The sequence below is a fragment of the Kitasatospora sp. NPDC101155 genome (genome assembly GCF_044768305.1).
In the GTDB taxonomy this organism is placed as follows: Bacteria; Actinomycetota; Actinomycetes; order Streptomycetales; family Streptomycetaceae; genus Kitasatospora.
The window spans coordinates 61,550-82,362 of record NZ_JBIWPN010000003.1; the positions used below are offsets into that span (position 1 = coordinate 61,550).

General features: G+C 71.8%; 12 protein-coding genes. 7 read left to right on the plus strand and 5 right to left on the minus strand.

The features are described from left to right. The first annotated feature begins 94 nt into the window (after positions 1 to 94). Positions 95 to 3,121 (plus strand): bifunctional [glutamine synthetase] adenylyltransferase/[glutamine synthetase]-adenylyl-L-tyrosine phosphorylase, encoded by a 3,027-nt coding sequence (locus tag ACIRYZ_RS05025; RefSeq protein ID WP_402939684.1) that lies wholly within the window; start codon positions 95 to 97, stop codon positions 3,119 to 3,121. A 54-nt stretch (positions 3,122 to 3,175) separates the two neighbouring features. Here the strand turns inward: ACIRYZ_RS05025 and ACIRYZ_RS05030 are convergent, their stop codons facing one another. Next, complete coding sequence (locus ACIRYZ_RS05030) at positions 3,176 to 4,144, minus strand: phosphatase PAP2 family protein (RefSeq protein ID WP_402939687.1); 969 nt, start codon at positions 4,142 to 4,144, stop codon at positions 3,176 to 3,178. 317 nt (positions 4,145 to 4,461) lie between these two features. Here ACIRYZ_RS05030 and pulA point away from each other — a divergent pair, with 317 nt between their 5' ends. The 3 genes from pulA to ACIRYZ_RS05045 all read left to right on the plus strand — a co-directional run bounded on the left by pulA (position 4,462) and on the right by ACIRYZ_RS05045 (position 14,912). Beyond that, positions 4,462 to 10,035 (plus strand): pullulanase-type alpha-1,6-glucosidase, encoded by a 5,574-nt coding sequence (pulA, locus tag ACIRYZ_RS05035; protein WP_402939690.1) that lies wholly within the window; start codon positions 4,462 to 4,464, stop codon positions 10,033 to 10,035. Positions 10,036 to 10,603: 568 nt separating this feature from the next. Next, complete coding sequence (locus tag ACIRYZ_RS05040; protein ID WP_402939693.1) at positions 10,604 to 12,934, plus strand: M4 family metallopeptidase; 2,331 nt, start codon at positions 10,604 to 10,606, stop codon at positions 12,932 to 12,934. Between the two features lie 244 nt (positions 12,935 to 13,178). Then, the gene (locus tag ACIRYZ_RS05045; RefSeq protein WP_402939696.1) at positions 13,179 to 14,912 is read left to right on the plus strand and encodes a carbohydrate-binding module family 20 domain-containing protein; all 1,734 of its coding nucleotides are present in this window, start codon (positions 13,179 to 13,181) and stop codon (positions 14,910 to 14,912) included. A gap of 155 nt (positions 14,913 to 15,067) precedes the next feature. Here ACIRYZ_RS05045 and ACIRYZ_RS05050 read toward each other — a convergent pair whose 3' ends face one another. Next, positions 15,068 to 15,850, minus strand: a complete 783-nt coding sequence (locus ACIRYZ_RS05050; protein ID WP_402939699.1) for an SDR family oxidoreductase — start codon at positions 15,848 to 15,850, stop codon at positions 15,068 to 15,070. 405 nt (positions 15,851 to 16,255) lie between these two features. On the opposite strand from ACIRYZ_RS05050, the gene ACIRYZ_RS05055 reads away from it, so the two are divergent. Beyond that, positions 16,256 to 17,311, plus strand: a complete 1,056-nt coding sequence (locus ACIRYZ_RS05055; RefSeq protein ID WP_402939702.1) for an alpha/beta hydrolase — start codon at positions 16,256 to 16,258, stop codon at positions 17,309 to 17,311. 160 nt (positions 17,312 to 17,471) lie between these two features. Beyond that, a complete protein-coding gene (locus ACIRYZ_RS05060; RefSeq protein WP_402939705.1) occupies positions 17,472 to 18,323 on the plus strand; it encodes a hemerythrin domain-containing protein in 852 nt (283 codons plus the stop codon). Positions 18,324 to 18,565: 242 nt separating this feature from the next. On the opposite strand, the gene ACIRYZ_RS05065 is transcribed toward ACIRYZ_RS05060, so the two are convergent. Next, entirely contained in the window at positions 18,566 to 19,111 is a 546-nt protein-coding gene (locus ACIRYZ_RS05065) for an FHA domain-containing protein (RefSeq protein ID WP_402939708.1), read from the minus strand. 126 nt (positions 19,112 to 19,237) lie between these two features. Further along, positions 19,238 to 19,798 carry a DUF1697 domain-containing protein gene (locus ACIRYZ_RS05070; protein ID WP_402939711.1) on the minus strand — a complete coding sequence of 187 codons (561 nt, stop codon included), beginning with the start codon at positions 19,796 to 19,798 and terminating at the stop codon, positions 19,238 to 19,240. A gap of 105 nt (positions 19,799 to 19,903) precedes the next feature. On the opposite strand from ACIRYZ_RS05070, the gene ACIRYZ_RS05075 reads away from it, so the two are divergent. Then, entirely contained in the window at positions 19,904 to 20,374 is a 471-nt protein-coding gene (locus ACIRYZ_RS05075; protein WP_402939713.1) for a pyridoxamine 5'-phosphate oxidase family protein, read from the plus strand. Positions 20,375 to 20,454: 80 nt separating this feature from the next. Here the strand turns inward: ACIRYZ_RS05075 and ACIRYZ_RS05080 are convergent, their stop codons facing one another. Then, positions 20,455 to 20,811, minus strand: a complete 357-nt coding sequence (locus ACIRYZ_RS05080; RefSeq protein ID WP_402939716.1) for an arsenate reductase family protein — start codon at positions 20,809 to 20,811, stop codon at positions 20,455 to 20,457. Positions 20,812 to 20,813 lie beyond the last annotated feature (2 nt).

The following is a 20,813-nucleotide window of genomic DNA, read 5'->3' on the forward strand; positions in this document are numbered from 1 at the left end:
GGGTTCGAACGGCCGGGCCGGTCCACCCGCCGGTCATGCCCGGCGCCGCGTCGCGCGGGCGCGTAACCTGCTGGGGGGACGGATGGAGGGGCCGATGGCGGCGGAGGAACAGCGGGCCGGGAGCCGGGTCAGCCGGCCCGAGATCAGGCTGGTCCGGCGCGGGTTCACCGACCCCGCGCAGGCGGTGCGGCTGCTGGCGGGCCCCGCACTGGTGGGCCTGGCCGACGACCCGGTGGTGCTGGACGCGCTCGGCGCCACCGCCGACCCCGACCTCGCGCTGCTGGGCCTGGCCCGGCTGCTGGAGGCCGCCGACGAAGGCGAGCGGCACACCCTGCGCGACACCCTCGCCACCTCCAAGCCGTTGCGCGACCGGCTGTTCGGCGTGCTCGGCGTCTCCACCGCGCTCGGCGACCACCTGGCCCGGCACCCGCACGACTGGCACGTGCTGGTCACCTTCGAGCTGCGCGACATGCACCCCGGCCCGGAGGACTTCCGCCGCGCCCTCGCCGAGGGCGTCCGGGACGACACCCTCGGCCCGGCGAACGCGCTGCGGGTCGCCTACCGCCGCTGCCTGCTGGCCATCGCCGCCCGCGACCTCACCGGCACCACCGACCTCGCCCAGACCGCCGCCGAACTCGCCGACCTGGCCGGCGCCACCCTGCAGACCGCCCTGGACCTCGCCGCCGAGCAGGACCCGGAGGCCGCCGCGGCCTGCCGGCTCGCGGTGATCGGCATGGGCAAGTGCGGCGGCCGCGAACTCAACTACGTCTCGGACGTGGACGTCATCTTCGTCGCCGAGCCGCGCGAGGGCGTGGACGAGCACGAGGCGGTCAAGGCCGCCACCCGGCTGGCCGCCGCGCTCACCCGGCTCTGCTCGGACACCACCGGCGAGGGCACCATCTGGCCGGTGGACGCCAACCTGCGCCCGGAGGGCCGTAACGGCCCGCTGGTGCGCACCCTGGCCAGCCACCTCGCCTACTACCAGCGCTGGGCCAAGACCTGGGAGTTCCAGGCGCTGCTCAAGGCCCGCCCGGTCGCCGGGGACGCCGAACTCGGCGCCGCGTACGTCGAGGCGCTCGCCCCGATGGTCTGGCAGGCCGCCGCCCGGGAGAACTTCGTCACCGACGTGCAGCAGATGCGCCGCCGGGTGATCGACTCCATCCCGGCCACCGAACTGGACCGCCAGCTCAAGCTCGGCCCGGGCGGGCTGCGCGACGTCGAGTTCTCCGTCCAGCTGCTCCAGCTGGTGCACGGCCGCACCGATCCGGCGCTGCGCAGCGGCAACACCCTGGAGGCGCTGGCCGCGCTCTCCCGGGGCGGGTACGTCGGCCGGGCGGACGCCGCCTCGCTGGACGCCGCGTACCGCTTCCTGCGCTCGCTGGAGCACCGCATCCAGTTGCACCGGCTGCGCCGCACCCACCTGATGCCCACCGCTGACGAGGACCAGCGCCGCCTCGCCCGCTCGCTCGCCGCGCTGATCAACGACGACACCCGCTCCGACCCGGTGGCCGCGCTGCAGCGCGAGTGGAAGCGGCACGCGGTGGAGGTCCGGCGGCTGAACGAGAAGCTGTTCTACCGTCCGCTGCTCGACGCCGTCGCCGAGCTGCCGCCCGGCGCCGCCGGGCTGACCCCGGACGCGGCCCGGGCCCGGCTGGAGGCGCTCGGCTACGCCGATCCGGCCGCCGCGCTGCGGCACATCAGCGCGCTCGCCTCCGGGGTGAGCCGCAAGGCGGCGATCCAGCGCACCCTGCTGCCGGTGCTGCTCGGCTGGTTCGCCGACTCCGCCGACCCGGACGCCGGGCTGCTCAACTTCCGCCAGGTCTCCGACGCGCTCGGCCGCACCCCCTGGTACCTGCGGCTGCTGCGGGACGAGAGCGCCGCCGCCGAGCAGCTGGCCCGGGTGCTGTCGGCCGGCCGGCTCGCCCCCGACCTGCTGCTGCGCGCCCCCGAGGCGGTGGCGATGCTGGGCGACCCGCAGGGCCTGGTGCCGCGCGGCCGGGCGGCGCTGCAGTCGGAGATACTGGCCGCCGTCGGCCGGGCCGGGTCCGCCGCCGCCGCCGTGGCCGCCGCCCGGTCGGTGCGCCGCCGGGAGCTGTTCCGTACGGCTGCGGCGGACGTGCTCGGCCGGCTCGGGGAGGATCCGGGCGAGGCGCTGGACACCGCGGGGGAGGCGCTGACCGCGCTCAACGGCGCCACCCTCCAGGGCGCGCTGCGCGCCTGCGTGGCCGGCTGGGAGGCCGAGCACGGGGACCTGCCGACCCGGATCGCGGTGATCGCGATGGGCCGCTTCGGCGGTCACGAGCTGGGCTACGGCTCGGACGCCGACGTGCTCTTCGTCCACGAGCCGCTGCTCGGCTCGCTGGAGCAGGAGGCGGCCCGGGCCGCCCAGGCGGTCTGCAACGAGCTGCGGACCCTGCTGGCCGCGCCGTCCACCGAGCCGCCGCTGCTGGTCGACGCCGACCTGCGGCCGGAGGGGCGCAGCGGCCCGCTGGTGCGCACCCTGGCCTCGTACGCCGCCTACTACCGGCGCTGGTCGCACGCCTGGGAGAGCCAGGCGCTGCTGCGGGCCGAGCCGGTGGCCGGGGACGAGGAGCTGGGGGCGCGGTTCCGGCAGCTGATCGACCCGCTGCGCTTCCCGGGCACCGGGGTGCCGGAGCGGGACCTGGTGGAGATCCGCCGGATCAAGGCGCGGATCGAGGCCGAGCGGCTGCCGCGCGGGGCCGATCCGACCACCCACACCAAGATCGGCCGGGGCGGGCTGGCGGACGTGGAGTGGACGGTGCAGCTGCTCCAGCTCCAGCACGGGCACGAGCTGCCGGCCCTGCGCACCACCAGGACCAGGGCCGCGCTGGCGGCCGCCACGGAGGCCGGGCTGGTCGAGCCGACGGACGCGGAGGTGCTGGACACGGCCTGGGTGCTGGCCTCGCGGGTGCGGGCGGCGGTGATGCTGGTGCGCGGGCGGCCGGGGGACAGCTTCCCGGGCGAGGCCCGGGAGCTGGCCGGGGTGGCCCGCTACCTGGGGTACGGCGCCGGGCACAGCGGGGAGCTGGTGGACGACTACCGGCGCACCACCCGGCGGGCCCGGGCGGTGGTGGACCGGCTGTTCTACGGGTCCGGCTGAGCCTTCACGGGCATGTGAAAGGGGCCCCTGCGTGAGGGGCCCCGTTCGGTACCGCTACCGCCGCGCGGTGCTGACCGCCGGCTCGCTCCACTGCTCCGGGACGGTGATCGGCTCCTCCGTCGCCGTCTCCCGGGCGGGCACCTGCGGCAGCTTGTAGACCCACTCGTGGTAGATCCAGCGGGAGGTGAGGAAGCCCACCGCGAGGCAGATCTCGCCGCCGACGGCGTCCATCCAGAAGTGGTTGGCGGTCGAGATGATGACCGTCAGGGTGGTCAGCGGGTACATCAGGCCGAGCACCCGGACCCAGGTCCGGCGGGCCAGGTAGAAGATCGCCAGACCGCACCACATCGACCAGCCGATGTGCATCGAGGGCATGGCCGCGTACAGGTTGGAGACGTGCGCGGCGGGACCGGAGGCGAAGGAGCCCCAGGTGTGGTGGACCTGGACGGTGTCGATGAAACCGCCGCCGGTCATCAGCCGGGGCGGGGCCAGCGGGAAGAAGTAGAAGCCGATCAGGGCGATCCCGGTGGTGACGAACAGCGTCGTGCGGGCCGCGACGTAGCGGCCGGGGTGACTGCGGTAGAGCCAGACCAGCACGCCGATCGTGATGATGAAGTGCAGCGTCGCGTAGTAGTAGTTCATCCCGGTGATGAGCCACCCGACGCTGTCCATGGCGTGGTTGATCGAATGCTCGACGGCGATGCCGAGGTGCTGCTCCAGCTCCCAGATCCAGTGTGCGTTCCGCTGCGCCACCGCCTCCTGTTCGGGGACGGCGTTGCGCACGATCGAGTAGAGCCAGTAGCTGATCCCGATCAGGGCCAACTCGAACCAGATCCGCGGCCGGGCCGGTGAGCGGCGCTGGTCGCGGATGCGGCCGCGCAGGGCGGCGGTGCGGGACTGGGCGGCACGGGTGGCTCCATCGGGCAGCCGGGCCGGGGTGGCCGCCGCTGCTTCGGAACCGCCACCGTGGGCCGCGTCGGCGCGCCCGGCGTCGCCTCGCTGGATCTCGGTCGGTTCCCCCATGGTCGGCAAGTCTGCCAGACCGCTCGTAGCCGTCTGCTCATCCTCTGGAAGTGGATTCTTCACCGGCTGTCCCCCTTGAGGGCTAGGGGGCGGATCCCACCGGGGTAGGGGGTGCGATCGGTTCTGGTGCTTACCGGTGGAGCGGACATACGTCCCATTGTCAGGCCGGCGGCCGAAGGGGCGTAACCGGGGTGGTCCGGAGCGCCCGTGGCCTGGATTTTCCCGGCACGAAACGCTTTCTGCATCTTGCTGAAACATATTGCAGGCCGCTAGCTTCCTGGGAAATCGATCGCCCTTCCCCCTAAGGGAGCCCCTCAGTGGCCGATACGCCGCTCCGCCCCCGACGGAGCACCGCCCGACGGAGCACCGGCCGCCGCAGACCCGGCCGCACGGCCGTGCTGCTGGCCGCCGCACTGACCGCCGCCACCCTCGGCGGCGCCCCCGCGGCCCTCGCCGCCGCTCCGCCGCCCCCGCCCTCGGACGCCGCGCTGGCGGCCACCGCCGGGCGGCACGACCTCACCCGCGAGCAGTTCTACTTCGTCCTGCCCGACCGCTTCGCCAACGGCGACACCGCCAACGACACCGGCGGCATCACCGGCGGCCGGCTGGACAACGGCTTCGACCCCGGCGACAAGGGCTTCTACCACGGCGGCGACCTGGCCGGACTGATCCAGAAGCTCGACTACATCCAGAACCTCGGCACCACCGCGATCTGGATGGCCCCGATCTTCAAGAACAAGCCGGTGCAGGGCAGCGGAGCCGACGCCTCGGCCGGCTACCACGGCTACTGGATCACCGACTTCACCCAGGTCGACCCGCACTTCGGCACCAACGAGCAGCTGAAGGAGCTGATAGCCAAGGCGCACGCGCGCGGCATCAAGGTCTTCTTCGACGTCATCACCAACCACACCGCCGACGTCATCGACGACGCCGAGCAGCAGCACGGCTACCGCTCGGTCGGCGTGTACCCGACCCTCGACGCCGACGGCAACCCGGTCGACGAGACCGCGATCGCCGACGCCCAGGCCCCCTGGCCGAAGATCACCAAGGACTCCTTCCCCTACACCCCGGTCTTCCGCACCCCGGCCGACGCCAAGGCCAAGAGCCCGTCCTGGCTCAACGACCCGGCGCTGTACCACAACCGCGGCGACTCGACCTTCGTCGGCGAGTCCGCCACCGAGGGCGACTTCAACGGCCTGGACGACCTGGACACCCAGAACCCCCGGGTGGTGAAGGGCTTCGAGCAGGTCTACCAGCAGTGGGTCAAGGACACCGGTGTGGACGGCTTCCGGATCGACACCGTCAAGCACGTCGACATGGCCTTCTGGCAGCAGTGGGCGCCCGCGCTCAAGGACTTCGCCACCAAGCAGGGCAACAAGAAGTTCTTCATGTTCGGCGAGGTCTACTCCGGCGACCCGGCCGTCACCTCGCCGTACGTCACCAAGGGCAAGCTGCAGGCCACGCTCGACTTCCCGTTCCAGGGCGCGGCCCGCTCCTACGTCTCGCAGGGCGGCTCGGCCAGGAACCTCGCCGACGTCTACGCCCAGGACTACCGCTACACCAGCGCCGACACCGACGCGTACGAGCTGCCGACCTTCCTCGGCAACCACGACATGGGCCGCTTCGGCTCCTTCCTGCTCGCCGACAACCCGGGCGCCGACGACGCCACCCTGCTGAGGAAGGACCGGCTCGGCAGCGAGCTGCAGTTCCTCACCCGCGGCCAGCCCGTCGTCTACTACGGCGACGAGCAGGGCTTCACCGGCGCGGGCGGCGACAAGGACGCCCGGCAGGACATGTTCGCCTCCAGGACGCCCTCCTACAACAGCGACCGGGTGCTCGGCGGCGCCTCCGGCCCGGCCGACCGGTACGGGCAGGGCGGCGAGCTCTACCAGGGCGTCGCGGGCCTGGCCAAGCTGCGCCGGGACAACCCGGCGCTGGCCGACGGCGCGCAGATCGAGCGCTACGCGGCCGACGGCGCGGGCGTGTACGCCTTCTCCCGGATCGACGCCGGCCAGCAGGTCGAGTACCTGGTGGCGGTCAACAACGCCACCGAGGCGAAGACCGTCACGCTGGACACCTTCTCGGCGGGGATGGGCTTCGACCCGATCTACCCCTCGGCCGGAGCGCGGGTCACCAGCGGCGCGGACCGCAAGGTGACCGTGACCGTCCCGGCGCTGTCCTCCGTGGTGCTCAAGGCAGGCGCCAAGCTGGCCGCCGCCACCGCCTCCAAAACCAGTGCCGCGCCGCAGCTCTCGGTGCAGCCGCCGGCGGACGGCTCGACCGGCCCGGTCACGGTCGGCGCCACGGCGGACGGCGGCGGTTTCAACCGGGTGAGCTTCGCCGCGCAGATCGGCAACGGGCCCTGGCAGACCCTGGGGACGGCCGACACCGGGAAGTCCGGCTCCGACGGGCAGAGGCTCTTCGCCGTCACCCAGGACCTGAGCGCGGTCGCGCCCGGCACGGTCGTGCGGTACAAGGCCGTCGTGCAGGACTCCAGCGGCCATCTGCGCTCCGCCACTGCGAGCTTCACCACCGGCACCCCCGCGCCCAAGCCGGTGCCCACCGCCGGCGCCCGCCCGTACGCCGTCGTCCACTACAACCGGCCGGACGGCGACTACGACGGCTGGAACCTCTACGCCTGGGGCGACCTCGCCGACGGCGAGGGCACCCAGTGGCCGGCCGGGCACCCCTTCGTCGGGCGGGACGCGTACGGGGCCTTCGCCTACGTGCGGCTGAAGCCCGGGGCCTCGGACGTCGGCTTCATCGTCGAGAAGAACGGCGTCAAGGACGTGGACGCCGACCGGCACATCGACGTCGGTGCCACCGGCGAGGTGTGGCTGAAGCAGGGCGACGCGACCGTCCGCACGGCCGACCCCGGCCCGGCGGCCGGGTCGACCGGTTCGGGAATCCCGGCGAACACCGCCGTGATCCACTACAACCGGGCCGACGGGAACTACGACGGCTGGGGCCTGCACGACTGGACCGGCGCCGCCAACCCCACCGACTGGGGCAAGCCGCTGATGCCGGCCCGCCGGGACGCCTTCGGCGCCGTCTTCGAGGTGCCGCTCGCCCCCGGGGCGACCAGCCTCAGCTACATCCTGCACAACGGCAACGACAAGGACCTGCCCGCCGACCAGTCGCTGGACTTCGCCGTCAACGGCAAGGAGGTGTGGATCCTCGGCGGCCGTGAGGGCTACCTGCTGCCGCAGAACCCCGCCGCCTCCTCGCAGTTGGACCTCTCCGGCGCCAAGGCCCAGTGGATCGACGCGAAGACCGTCGTCGTCCCGGCGAACTACGGCGCCACCGACCAGGCCCTGGCCGGCGGCACCAGCGCCCAGCTCGTCTACGACCCCGAGGGCGGCATCCGCGCCGACAAGGGCGTGCTGACCAAGCCGGGCAAGTGGATCCGCCTCAACCCCGTGGCCGGCGGGCTGACCGACGCCCAGAAGGCCAAGTACCCGCACCTGGCGGGCTACCGGGCCTTCACCGTGGACGCCCGGGACACCGCCCGCGTCCCGGCCGCGCTGCGCGGCCAGCTGCTGTTCACCGAACACCTGCCGAGCGGCGCGGTGCTGGCCGGGACGGGCGTCCAGACCCCGGGCGTGCTGGACGACCTGTACGCGCGCCGCACCGGCAAGGTGGACTTCGGTCCGGCGTACTACGACGGCAAGGTCGCGCTCTCGCTCTGGGCGCCGACCGCCCAGGAGGTCTCCGTCCAGGTCTTCGACAGCGCCACCGGGGGCACCCCGAGGACGCTGCCGCTGAAGCTGGACGACGAGACCGGGGTGTGGGAGGTCGTCCGCGACAAGCAGGAGTTGGACGGCAAGTACTACCTGTACCAGGTGAAGGTCTGGGCGCCGTCGGTGCAGCAGCTGGTGGTCAACACCGTCACCGACCCGTACTCGGTGGCGCTGTCCACCGACTCCAAGCGCAGCCTGGTCGCCGACCTGGACGCCAAGGAGCTCAAGCCACAGGGCTGGGACGACCAGCCCCGCCCGCAGGCCGTCCCGCCCGCGCGGCAGCAGATCCAGGAGCTGCACGTCCGGGACTTCTCGGTGGAGGACACCACCGTCCCGGAGGCCGAGCGCGGCACCTACCTGGCATTCACCGAGTCCGACTCGGCCGGGATGAAGCACCTCCGGGACCTCGCCAAGGCCGGGGTGACCACGGTGCACCTGCTGCCGACCTTCGACATCGCCACCATCCACGAGAACCGGGCCGACCAGAAGCTGCCGGCCTGCGACCTCAAGTCCCTGCCGCCGGACAGCCCGAAGCAGCAGGAGTGCGTGGCGGCCGTCGCCGCCGACGACGCGTACAACTGGGGCTACGACCCGCTGCACTACAACGTGCCGGAGGGCTCCTACGCCACTGACCCGAACGGTACGGCGCGGACCGTGCAGTTCCGGCAGATGGTGCAGGCGATGCACGCGGCCGGGCTGCGGGTGGTGCTGGACGTGGTCTACAACCACACCGCCGCCAGCGGCCAGGCCGAGCACTCGGTGCTGGACAAGGTCGTCCCCGGCTACTACCAGCGGCTGGACGCCGACGGCAAGGTGACGGCGGACAGTTGCTGCGCCGACACCGCGCCCGAGCACGCCATGATGAACCGGCTGGTGGTCGACTCGGTGACCCTGTGGGCCCGCGAGTACCAGGTCGACGGCTTCCGCTTCGACCTGATGGGCCTGGACCCGAAGTCCACCATGCTGGACGTGCAGGCCGCGCTGCGGAAGATGACGCCCGAGTCGGACGGCGTGGACGGCAAGAACATCTTCCTCTACGGCGAGGGCTGGAACTTCGGCACCGTCGCCAACAACGCCCGGTTCGAGCAGGCCACCCAGCAGAACATGGCCGGCACCGGCATCGCCACCTTCGACGACCGGATCCGCGACGCCGCCCGCGGCGGCAACTTCATGCTGAGTTCGGCGCCGCAGCAGGGCTTCGCCTCGGGCCTGTACACCGACCCCAACGGCTCGCCCGCGAACGGCGACCCGGAGGAGCAGAAGGCCCGACTGCTGCACCAGATGGACCAGTTGAAGGTCGGGCTGACCGGCAACCTGGCCGGCTACTCCTTCGCCGACAGCTCGGGCAAGGCCGTCACCGGCGCCCAGGTCGACTACAACGGCGCCCCGACCGGGTACGCGGCCAAGCCGGGCGAGGCGGTGGAGTACGTGGACGCCCACGACAACACCGACCTGTTCGACGCGCTCGCGTACAAGCTGCCGACCGGCACCGCGCCCGCCGACCGGGCCCGGATGCAGGCGCTCGGGCTGTCGCTGACCGCGCTCACCCAGGGCGCGGGCTTCGCCCAGGCCGGCAGCGACCTGCTGCGCTCCAAGTCGCTGGACTCCAACGCCTACGACTCGGGCGACTGGTTCAACGCCATCCACTGGGACGCGACTCAGGGCAACGGCTGGGGCCGCGGCCTGCCGATGGCCAAGGACAACCAGGAGATGTGGCCGACCGCCCGATCCCTGCTGGCCAACCCGAAGTTGACGGTGGGCGAGGCCGACATCCGGGCGACGACCGCGCAGTTCCAGGACTTCCTGCGGATCAAGCAGTCCTCGCCGCTGTTCTCGCTCCCCACCCTGGCCGACGTCCAGCAGCGGCTGTCGTACCCGCTCTCCGGCACGTCCGGCGAGACGCCCGGGGTGATCACCCTGCACCTGGACGGCACCGGGCTGCCGGGCGCGGAGAAGGGCATCACGGTGGTCTTCAACGCCACGCCCACCACCCAGACCCAGGCCGTCGCCGAGCTGAAGGGGACCGGCCAGGCGCTGCACCCCGCCCAGGCGGCCGGGGCGGACCAGGTGGTGAAGCAATCCGGCTTCGACGCCGCGACCGGGACCTTCACCGTGCCGGGTCGTACCGTGGCGGTATTCGTCCAGAACTGACCAACTGATTCCGACTGTCCGGTAACTCCCGGGCCCCGCACCGCTGTTGCAGCCGTGCGGGGCCCGGTTCCGTTTCGGCCGGGGAATGGCCGGAATCCGGCGGTGGCACGGCCGGAACTGTGACGTGCCGCACCCGCGCGACGCTGCCGCCCACCGCGCGGTAGGCGCCGGAGGACTGAGCGCTGGTCAGTCACCTCCGACCGTGATCGAACTTTGTCAGGACCATGAAAACCGTGTTCAAGACTTGGTCATGCCGTAACACAGCTGACGGACCGTCGTGCATACGGTTTCGGTAATGAATCGGCCAATTAGTGGCATGCATCTGTCATTAACGGCGCGTTTGCTGCCACGATTCCTCCGGCTGCAGACGAGGGGGCCCCACCCCCCGGTGCAGTCGCTCCAGTTGAGGTGCAGCGCGTCCCAACCCTGCAACGAACCCCTGCAACGCCCGTGAGCACCGCAACCGCACCCCCGTTGCACCAGGCGGGGGCCCCCACTGCGCCGCAACCCCGCGGCCCAGATTCTCTCCACCGCGCGCGAACCGGCGCCGGTCGGAAAAGGAGTCCGCATGTCCCGTTACGCTCACACCCGGAAGGCGGCGGTCGTCCTGGCCGCCACCACCGCGCTGCTGGTCACGGGCATACCCGTGATCGCCCAGGCCGCCCCGGACGCGCCGGCCGCCGTCGCCGCCCAGCAGACCACCCGGGCCGCGCTGATCGCCTCGGCGAACCAGCAGACCGCCTCCCTCGCCCAGACCCTCGGCCTGGACGGCAAGGAGAAGCTGGTCACCAAGGACGTCGTCCAGGACGCCAACGGCGGTCGCCACCTGCGCTACGAGCGCACCTACGCCGGACTCCCCGTCCTCGGCGGCGACCTGATCGTCCACCAGGACGCGGCCGGCGCCACCAAGAGCGTGACCAAGGCCAGCGAGGCCAGCCTCGCGGGCGTCGACACCACCCCGGCCCTGGCCGCCCCGAAGGCCCAGGAGGCTGCCCTCGCCGCCGAGCAGGGCTCGGTCGACTCCGCCCCGCGCCTGGTCGTCTGGGCTGCCGACGGCGCCCCGAAGCTCGCCTGGGAGACGGTCGTCAACGGCCGCGAGTCCGACGGCACCCCGAGCAAGCTGCACGTGGTCACCGACGCCAGGACCGGTGACGTGCTCAGCAAGGCCGACGGCATCAAGCGCGGCAGCGGCACCGGCGTGTTCGTCGGTCAGGTTCCGCTGACCACCACCCAGAGCGGCTCGCAGTTCCAGCTCAAGGACGCCAGTCGCGGCGGCCAGTACACCACCGACATGGCCAACGGCACCTCCGGCAACGGCACGCTGTTCACCAACTCGACCGACACCTGGGGCAACGGCCAGGTCGGCAACCGTCAGTCCGCCGCCGTGGACGCCCAGTTCGGCGCCGCGGCCACCTGGGACTTCTACAAGAACACCTTCGGCCGCAGCGGCATCAAGAACGACGGTGTCGGCGCCATGAGCCGGGTCCACTACGACACCGGCTACGTCAACGCGTTCTGGGACGACGGCTGCTTCTGCATGACCTACGGCGACGGCGCGAGCGACACCCACCCGCTCACCGAACTCGACGTCTCCGGCCACGAGATGAGCCACGGCGTCACCTCGGCCACCGCCAACCTGAACTACTCGGGCGAGTCCGGCGGCCTCAACGAGGCGACCTCCGACATCATGGGCACCGGCGTCGAGTTCTACGCCAACCTGCCCGCCAACCCGCCGAACTACCTGATCGGCGAGCTGATCAACATCAACGGCAACGGCACGCCGCTGCGCTACATGGACAAGCCCTCCAAGGACGGCTCCTCGGCCGACTCCTGGTACTCGGGCGTGGGCAACCTGGACGTCCACTACTCGTCCGGCGTCGCCAACCACTTCTTCTACCTGCTGTCCGAGGGCAGCGGCGCCAAGACCATCAACGGTTTCAGCTACAACAGCCCGACGGTCAACAACATCACCGTCGCCGGCATCGGCCGGGACAAGGCGCTGCAGGTCTGGTACAAGGCGCTGACCGCCTACATGACCTCCACCACCGACTACGCCGCCGCCCGCACCGCGACCCTGAACGCGGCCACCGACCTGTACGGCGCGAACAGCACCGAGTACAACCAGGTCGCCACCGCCTGGGCCGCGGTCAACGTCGGCTCGCTGCCCAACCCGGGCGGCATCACCGTCATCAGCCCGGGCAACCAGTCCACCGCGGTGGGCGGCTCGGTCAACCTGCAGATCAAGGCCTCGGGCGGGACGGCTCCGCTGTCCTACTCGGCCACCGGTCTGCCGGCCGGCCTGGCCATCAACGCCGGCACCGGCGTGATCACCGGCACCGCGACCACCGCGGGCAACTCCAACGTGACGGTCACGGTCACCGACTCGGCCGGCAAGACCGGGACCACCAGCTTCACCTGGGCGGTCACCGGTGGTGGCGGCGGCGGCTGCACCCCGGCGCAGCTGCTGGGCAACCCGGGCTTCGAGACGGGCACGGCGGCGCCGTGGACGGCGAGCTCGGGCGTGGTCGACAACAGCTCCTCGCAGGCGGCGCACGGCGGTTCGTGGAAGGCGTGGCTGAACGGCTACGGCAGCACCCACACCGACACGCTGTCCCAGACGGTGACGATCCCGGCGGGCTGCAAGGCGACGCTGAGCTTCTGGCTGCACATCGACACCGCCGAGTCGGGCTCGACCGCGTACGACAAGCTGGCCGTGTCGGTGAACGGCACCACGCTGAAGACCTACTCCAACGTGGACGCCGCGGCCGGTTACCAGCAGCGCACCTTCGACCTCTCGTCCTACGCGGGCCAGACGGTCACCCTGAAGTTCACCGGCACCGAGGACTCCTCGCTGCAGACGAGCTTCGTGATCGACGACACCTCGATCCAGACCAGCTGACGTCCGGTCGGTAGGCAAGGCCCGGCAGCCAGGGCTGCCGGGCCTTCGCCGTGCTCCGGATGCCGTGCTCGGGATGCTCAACTCCGATACTGATGCGGAAACGTTTCTGTCGGTTGCCTTGACGCTGTCTTTCCATGGCTCTAAGTTCTCTGCAAGTTTCCGGCAAGTTACAGAATTTTCTTGCAGGACCAGGTCCAGAGATTCATCCCGGCTGCCCCACCCCAGCCACCCCCATGGAGACAACGTGGTCACCACCCCCACCCGCCGGCCCGCCCGCGCGGCCGGTGCGCTCGCCGCCTCGGCGGCGCTCGCGCTCTCGCTCACCGGCGGTCTCGGCACCCCCGCCGCCCACGCCACCCCGCCCGCGAACAACGGCAAGGACGTCACCGCCACCCTCTTCGAGTGGCGCTTCGACTCGGTCGCCCAGGCCTGCACCTCCACCCTCGGCCCGAAGGGCTACGGCTTCGTCGAGGTCTCGCCGCCCCAGGAACACATCCAGGGCCCGCAGTGGTGGACCTCGTACCAGCCGGTCAGCTACCAGATCGCCGGGCGGCTCGGCGACCGCACCTCCTTCAAGAACATGGTCGACACCTGCCACGCGGCCGGGGTCAAGGTGATCGCCGACGCCGTCGTCAACCACATGACGGCCGGCTCCGGGACGGGCACCGGCGGCACGGTGTACACCAAGTACAACTACCCCGGCACGTACCAGGACCAGGACTTCCACACCTGCCGCCAGCCGATCACCAACTACCAGGACCGCACCAACGTGCAGGACTGCGAACTGGTCAACCTGGCCGACCTGGACACCGGCAGCGCCTACGTCCAGACCACCATCGCGCACTACCTGGACGACCTGGGCTCGCTCGGTGTCGACGGCTACCGGATCGACGCCGCCAAGCACATCGCGGCCGGTGAGCTCGCCGCGATCAAGGCCAAGATGGCCAACCCCAACGCCTACTGGGTGCAGGAGGTCATCTACGGCGCCGGCGAGCCGATCCAGCCCTCCGAGTACACCGGCAACGGCGACGTCGACGAGTTCCGGGTCGGCACCGACCTCAAGCGCATCTTCACCAGCGACAAGCTCGCCAACCTCAGCGGCTGGGGTGCCTCCTGGGGCTACCTGCCGAGCAACCAGGCGCGCAGCTTCATCGACAACTGGGACACCGAGCGCAACGGCTCCACCCTCAACTACACCTACGGCAACACCTACACGCTGGCCAACATCTTCCTGCTGGCCTCGACCTACGGCTCGCCCAACATCTACTCGGGCTACAGCTTCACCAACAACGACGACGGCCCGCCCAACGGCGGCACCGTGAACGCCTGCTACCGGGACGGCTGGAACTGCACCCACGCCTGGCGGCAGATCGCCAACATGGTCGGCTTCCGCAACGCGGTCGCGGGCACCGGGGTGACCGACTGGTGGTCCAACGGCAACAACGCGATCGCCTTCGGCCGCGGCAACCGGGGCTACGTCGCGATCAACCACGAGAGCGGCGCGATCACCCAGACCTTCCAGACCGGGCTGCCGGCCGGGACGTACTGCGACGTCCAGCACGGCGACCCGCAGCCGGGCGGCGGCTGCACCGGCCCGACGTACCAGGTGGGCGCCAACGGGCAGTTCACCGCGACGGTCGGCGCGGGCGACGCGGTCGCGCTGTACGTGCAGCCCGGGACGAACGTCTCCGGCGCCTCCTTCAACGTCAACGCGACCACCTCGTACGGTCAGAACATCTATGTGGTCGGTGACATCCCCGCGCTCGGCGGCTGGGACCCGGCCAAGGCGCTGCCGCTCTCCTCGGCCGGCTACCCGGTCTGGTCGCTCGCGCTGTCGCTGCCGGGCGGCACGTCCTTCCAGTACAAGTACGTCCGCAAGGACGCGAGCGGGGCGGTGACCTGGGAGTCCGGGGCCAACCGCACGGCGACCGCGCCCTCCTCGGGGAACGTCACGCTGAACGACAGCTGGCAGTCGTAGCCCCGGGACCCTTGGTGACCCCCGTCGGCCCGGACCGACGGGGGTCACTCCTTCGGGTGGGAGTCCCCGTCAGGTGCCGCGGGACGGGCGGGAGCGGAGCCTTCGGGCTCGAAAGCCCGTGGAGACGCCGGGTGAGGGCGTACGGGCCGACGTCCTCAGCCCCGCCCGATGTACGGCATCGCCGTCGCCATCACGGTGGCGAACTGCACATTGGCCTCCAGCGGCAGCCCGGCCATGTGCCGTACGGTGCGCGCCACATCGGCCACGTCCATGGTCGGCTCGGGCGCGATCCGGCCGTCCGCCTGCCGCACCCCGACGCTCATCGCGGCCGTCATGTCGGTCGCCGCGTTGCCGATGTCGATCTGGCCGCAGGCGATCCGGTACGGACGGCCGTCCAGCGAGAGCGACTTGGTCAGGCCGGTGATCGCGTGCTTGGTCGCGGTGTAGGCGATCGAGTGCGGGCGCGGGACGTGTGCGGAGATCGAGCCGTTGTTGATGATCCGGCCACCCTGCGGGTCCTGGGCCCGCATCTGCCGGAACGCGGCCCGGGCGCAGAGGAAGGCGCCGGTCAGGTTGAGGTCGACCACCGCCCGCCAGTCCTCGACCGCCAACTCCTCCACCGGGACGGCCGGGCCGAAGGTGCCGGCGTTGTTGAACAGCAGGTCCACCCGGCCGTGGCGTTCGACGGCCGTCGCGAACAGCGCGTCCACCGCCGCCGGATCGGTGACGTCGGTCGGCACCACCTCGGCCGGGGCGGCGCAGAGCGCGGCCGTCCCCCGCAGCGGCTCGGCGCGGCGTCCGGCCAGCACCACCCGCCAGCCGGCCGCGGCCAGCTCGACCGCCACGGCCCGGCCGACCCCGCTCCCGGCCCCGGTGACGACGGCGACTCCGGCAGCCGGGGCCGTTCCGGCGGTGGCGGCGGTGATCTGCTCGGACATGGTGCTCTCCTCGGTGGACGGGTACCGGTGCGGTCACTCTCCGGGCGTGCTGAGGAGATCGTTCCGGATGTGCGGGCCGCCGTCACTGGTCAAAGCACCCAAAAACCGGACGGCCCGACCGGTGGGCGGCTGTGGGCCCCGCCGTCCGGCCCCCGCCGTCCGGCGGGAGGGGTGAAGGCCTTTACCTGATCGCGAACAAACATTGGATTTCCGGTGGCCACCTCGCAACCGGCCCACCCCGGCCCACGTCATAAGATCGCAGGAAGGTGCGGTTCCGTAAGGGACGTCGCGCCCACCACTCCGGGGACCGCACCAGCACCGCGCCCCCGGGCCTGTCCGGCCCCACCGGGGGGCCGCCGCCCGGTCAGACGGACCGGGCGTGACATCGGTCGGAGAGTTCTCACCGTGCTTAGGCAGTCGTCCCGTTCCCGTGCCGTCCTGACCGGCGCCGCCGTCCTTGCTCTGGCCGCCTCGCTCGCGGCCTGCGGGAGTTCCGGCGGCGGGAAGGGGAATGTCTCGGCGGACGGCACCCCGGCAGCGACCAGTGGTGCGAGCAGCCCGAGCGCCGGCGCCGCCGTCTCGGCCGTGCCCTCCGTCGAGCAGCCCACCGCGGCCAACGGGGCGGTGCAGATGCCGACCGGCCCGGCCCCCGCCATGAGCAAGGTCCGGGACACCGCGGCCGGCCCGATCATGATGACCAAGGTGGCCGGCGCCAAGTCCGGTGTCACCGGCCAGGTCTGGGTCTGGCTGCCGCCCGAGTACAACGACCCCAAGTTCGCCAAGACCGGCTTCCCGGTGCTCACCCTCTACGCGGGCGGCCAGAGCAACGGCTACAACACCTGGACCGACAACCAGTTGCCGATCCAGGAGGAGGACGAGCGGCTGGTCAAGGAGGGCAAGGCCCACCCGTTCATCATGATCATGCCGGTGCAGAACTTCAACAGCGACGAGAAGAACGCGCTGGACTGCTCCGACATCCCGGGCCAGCCCAAGATGGGCACCTGGATGGCCGAGGACATCCCGGACTGGGTCCGCGCCAGCTTCCGCACCCTGAAGGGCCGCGACAGCTGGGGCGTGATGGGCGCCTCCACCGGCGGCTTCTGCAGCGCCAAGATGGCCCTGCAGCACCCGGACGTCTACAAGGCCGCGGTGCCGATCGACGGCTACTTCATCCCGGACTCCGGGCTGTGGAAGGGCCACGACGCCGAGAAGGCGGCCAACAGCCCCAACCAGCTGATCACCCAGGGCAAGGCCGACGTGAAGATGTACGTCACCGCGGGCGGCGCCAACGGCTACGAGAAGGACGTCGTCAAGAGCTGGGTGGCCAAGGCCGTCCCGCCGGTGTCCATCGAGTACTACGAGCAGCCCGGCGGCAAGCACCTCACCTCGGACTTCAAGAAGATGATCCCGGACACCCTGCAGTGGCTCACCAAGAACCTGGCGGGCCCCGCCTCGGACTGAGCCGGAGGGTGGTTCGGCGGGAGGGCTTCGGCCCGTGCGCAGGCCCGTGACCTGCGCGTCAATCGGACATTGATTCGCTTCTGATCGACTGCGAGCACCTTGGCTGGGGCGGCCTTCACGGGCCGCCCCAGCCGTCCTGCCACGTCGTGAAGAGAGCCTCATGCCGATCCACCTGCTGCCCCAGCCCGCTCGCTCCGTGCCCGCGCAGGCGGAGTCCGCTGCCGACTCCCGGGGGACGGACACGTACGGGCGGACCGCGGACGAGGAGCCGCTCATCGCCCGGTTCGCCGGGCTGCGGCTGGTGCACGCCGCACTGCGCCGGGACCTCGCCCGACTGCCCAACGCGCTGCGGCTGCTCCAGCCCGACGAGGAGCACAAGGGCGAGGCGCTGCTGCGGCACTGGACCTTCATGACCGCGATGCTGACCTGCCACCACGAGCAGCAGGACACCCGGATCTGGCCGATCGTGCGGCGCTTCGCACCCGAGCTGCGGCTGCTGCTCAACTGGCTGGAGGCCGACCACCACAACCTCGACCACTCCTTCACCCGGGTCACCACGTTGGTGCGGATCGCCAGCCGGGACACCGGCAGCGCCTGGCCGGTGGCGTACGCGATGGAGGACCTGGCGGCCCGACTGGAGACCCATCTGCGGGTCGAGGAGCGGCAGTTGCTGCCCCGGATGGAGCGGGTGGTCACCGACAACTCCCGGCTCGGCGGCCTGGGCGAACTGCTCGACCTGCTGCGCTCGGCGGACGGCCCGGGCAGCGCGGACGCGCTGGCCTGGCTGCTGGACGGGGTGGAGCCGGCGACGGTCGAGCGGCTGCTGGCCGAGTGCGACGACGACGTGGCCCGCAACTGGCCGCACTGGCAGGCGACCTACCAGCGCTGCACGGCGCCGCTGTGGGGGCCGTCGGGTGACCTGGGCGGGGGAGCGGTCGACGGCGGGCCGGTCGGCGGCAACCTGAGCATCTTCGGCGAGGGCCTCGGCGGCCTGGGGAGCGTCGTCGACTGACCCGCGGCTCTTTTCGCGGGCCGTTGATCTACGCGCGTGGCACCGGCCGCGGGCACATGACGACATCCGGTCGGTGTGCCCAACTTCTCTGCCCCGTGGGGGATCGTGCTCCCGGCGCCCACTCCGGCAGGCGGTTGAGCCACTCCAGCGGAGCGACGATCCGCTCCGCCTCCCTCGCACCCACCACTGACGATCCACCGGCGTGGCCCCCGCCGGTGCGCCGCCGCCCGCCGGTGACCGGGTCAGTGCGCGGCGAGCCGGAACTCCAGGTTGCCGAACCGCACCTGGTCGCCCGGCCGGACCGGCACCCCGCCCGCTATCCGCCGCCCGTTCACGTGCGTGCCGTTGGTCGAACCGAGGTCGTAGAGCACCCAGCCGCCGTTCTCGTGCCGCAGCTGCGCGTGGTGCCGGGAGACCGAGGCGTCGTGCAGCCGCAGCCCCGAGCCGGGGATCCGTCCGATCGTCAACTGCCCGGCCCCGGAGTGCGGGAGGCTCAGCCCGGGCAGTCGCTCGGTGCGCCAGGCCCGGTTCAGCCGGTCGCCGAAGCCGGACACCCGGCCGACCAGCCGCAGTGCGAAGCGCTCCACCGGCCCGCCGGTGGGCAGCCCGGTCACCGCCGCGTCCAACTCGGCGCGGCTGGTGGCCTGGAGGACGATCTCCATCCGGCCGAGGAAGGTGTCGTGCGACAGTCGGCCGCTGCCCGCGCCCTCGCGCAGCACCCCGAGCGCCGCTTCCCGTTCGGCGTCGGAGGGCCGGGCTTGGCCGGTGGGGAGCTCAGGCTGCGTCATGGCCCGATTGTCGGATCGACCGGCTCGGACTGTCCAGATCGCGCCGTGCTCCGGCGCTCGGTTCGTACGTCACTGCACTCCAGACGCCCGGACCGGGGACGCGGTTCCAGTTCCCCGGACGGGTCGTCAGACCTTGCGGGCGGCCGCGAGGATCTTCTCCGTGGTGTGCAGGAACCGGGAGGTGACCGACCCCCGGTAGCCCTTGCCGAACATGTCCTTGGTGACCCACTTGCCGTTCTGGAGGCGCACCACGATGTACGCGGCCCCGGGATCGGCGCCGAGCACCTCGACGTCGCCCCTCGCCGAGCGGCGCGGGAGGGCGAGTTCGGCCGGCAGCGGCTCGGAGAGGAAGGCGACCACCAGCCGCACGTCCGGCGTCACCTCGACGCCCCGGAACGGCTCGGCGGCGAGCAGCCCGGCCACCTCGTCGACCGTCCGCAGCATGACCGGCACCGGGTAGCCGAACGCCCGCTCCAGGTGCTCCTCGATCCGCCGGGTCAGCGCGGCGCGGTCGGTGGCCCGGTCCGGTCCGTCGGTGTCGAAGAAGACGTTGCCGCTCTGGATGTACGAGCGGACGTTCGCCAGCCCCAGTTCGGCGAAGAGCGCCCGCAACCGCTCCATCCGCACCGTCCGGCCGCCGACGTTGATGGCCCGCAGGAATGCGATGTACGTGGTCGTGGTGGTCACCCCGCCAGTGTGGCACCGGCCGCCGACAACGCCCGGTCCGGACCGCGTGCTGCGCCCGGTCGCTCGTACCCGGCGGTTGTCGGCGCCGGCTGCCAGACTGGCGCCATGGCCACCTGGCAGGATTTCGAGCACGAGGCCCCCGAACTCGCAGCCCTGGTACGGGCCCGGTTCGAGGCGAACAAGCACCACGTCCTGGCGACGCTGCGCAGGGACGGTTCACCCCGGGTGAGCGGGACGGAGGTCGACTTCATCGGCGCCGACGCCTGGCTCGGATCGATGTACCAGGCGGTCAAGGCGCGCGACCTCCAGCGGGACGCCCGCTTCGCGCTGCACGCCCGCCCGGGCGACGAGACCATGGCCGGCGGGGACTCCAAGCTCTCCGGCCGCGCGGTGGAGGTCACCGACGAGGACGAGATCGCCGCCTTCTCGGCCGAGCTGCCCGAGCCGCCGCCCACCCCGTTCCACCTGTTCCGGCTGGACCTCCAGCAGGTGGTGCACACCGCCCTGGAGGGCGACCAGCTGCTGGTCCACAACTGGCACCCGGGCCGGCCGGTGGAGACGACCCGGCTCCACTGACCGCTCCCGACCGTTCCCGGCAGCCGCGGCGGCCGCCGGGAACGGTCGCTGGAAACGGCCGCCGGGAACGGCCAACCGCTCTACGGCAAGACGGACTTGAGGGCCTCGGGGGTCCGGGCCACGACGGCGTGGCCGTCGTCCGCGGTGATGATCGGCCGCTGGATCAGCACCGGGTGCTCGGCCATGGCGGCGATCCAGCGCGCCCGCTCGCCCGCCTCCCGGGGCCACGTCTTCATCCCCAGGTCCTTCGCGACCTGCTCGTCGGTGCGGGTGATGTCCCAGGGCTCCAGGCCCAGGCGCTCCAGCACCTGCTCCAGCTCGGCCGCCGTCGGCGGATCCTCCAGGTAGCGCCGCACGGTGTACTCCACCCCGGCGCCGTTCAGCTCGCTGAGGGCCGTCCTGCACTTGCCGCAGCGCGGGTTGATCCAGATCTCCATGT

Excerpts from the sequence above, each read along its gene's own strand:
- ACIRYZ_RS05025 (WP_402939684.1), top strand. The coding sequence starts at position 95 with ATGGCGGCGGAGGAACAGCGGGCCGGGAGCCGGGTCAGCCGGCCCGAG.
- ACIRYZ_RS05030 (WP_402939687.1), bottom strand. The coding sequence starts at position 4,144 with ATGGGGGAACCGACCGAGATCCAGCGAGGCGACGCCGGGCGCGCCGAC.
- ACIRYZ_RS05040 (WP_402939693.1), top strand. The coding sequence starts at position 10,604 with ATGTCCCGTTACGCTCACACCCGGAAGGCGGCGGTCGTCCTGGCCGCC.
- ACIRYZ_RS05050 (WP_402939699.1), bottom strand. The coding sequence starts at position 15,850 with ATGTCCGAGCAGATCACCGCCGCCACCGCCGGAACGGCCCCGGCTGCC.
- ACIRYZ_RS05060 (WP_402939705.1), top strand. The coding sequence starts at position 17,472 with ATGCCGATCCACCTGCTGCCCCAGCCCGCTCGCTCCGTGCCCGCGCAG.
- ACIRYZ_RS05065 (WP_402939708.1), bottom strand. The coding sequence starts at position 19,111 with ATGACGCAGCCTGAGCTCCCCACCGGCCAAGCCCGGCCCTCCGACGCC.
- ACIRYZ_RS05075 (WP_402939713.1), top strand. The coding sequence starts at position 19,904 with ATGGCCACCTGGCAGGATTTCGAGCACGAGGCCCCCGAACTCGCAGCC.
- ACIRYZ_RS05080 (WP_402939716.1), bottom strand. The coding sequence starts at position 20,811 with ATGGAGATCTGGATCAACCCGCGCTGCGGCAAGTGCAGGACGGCCCTC.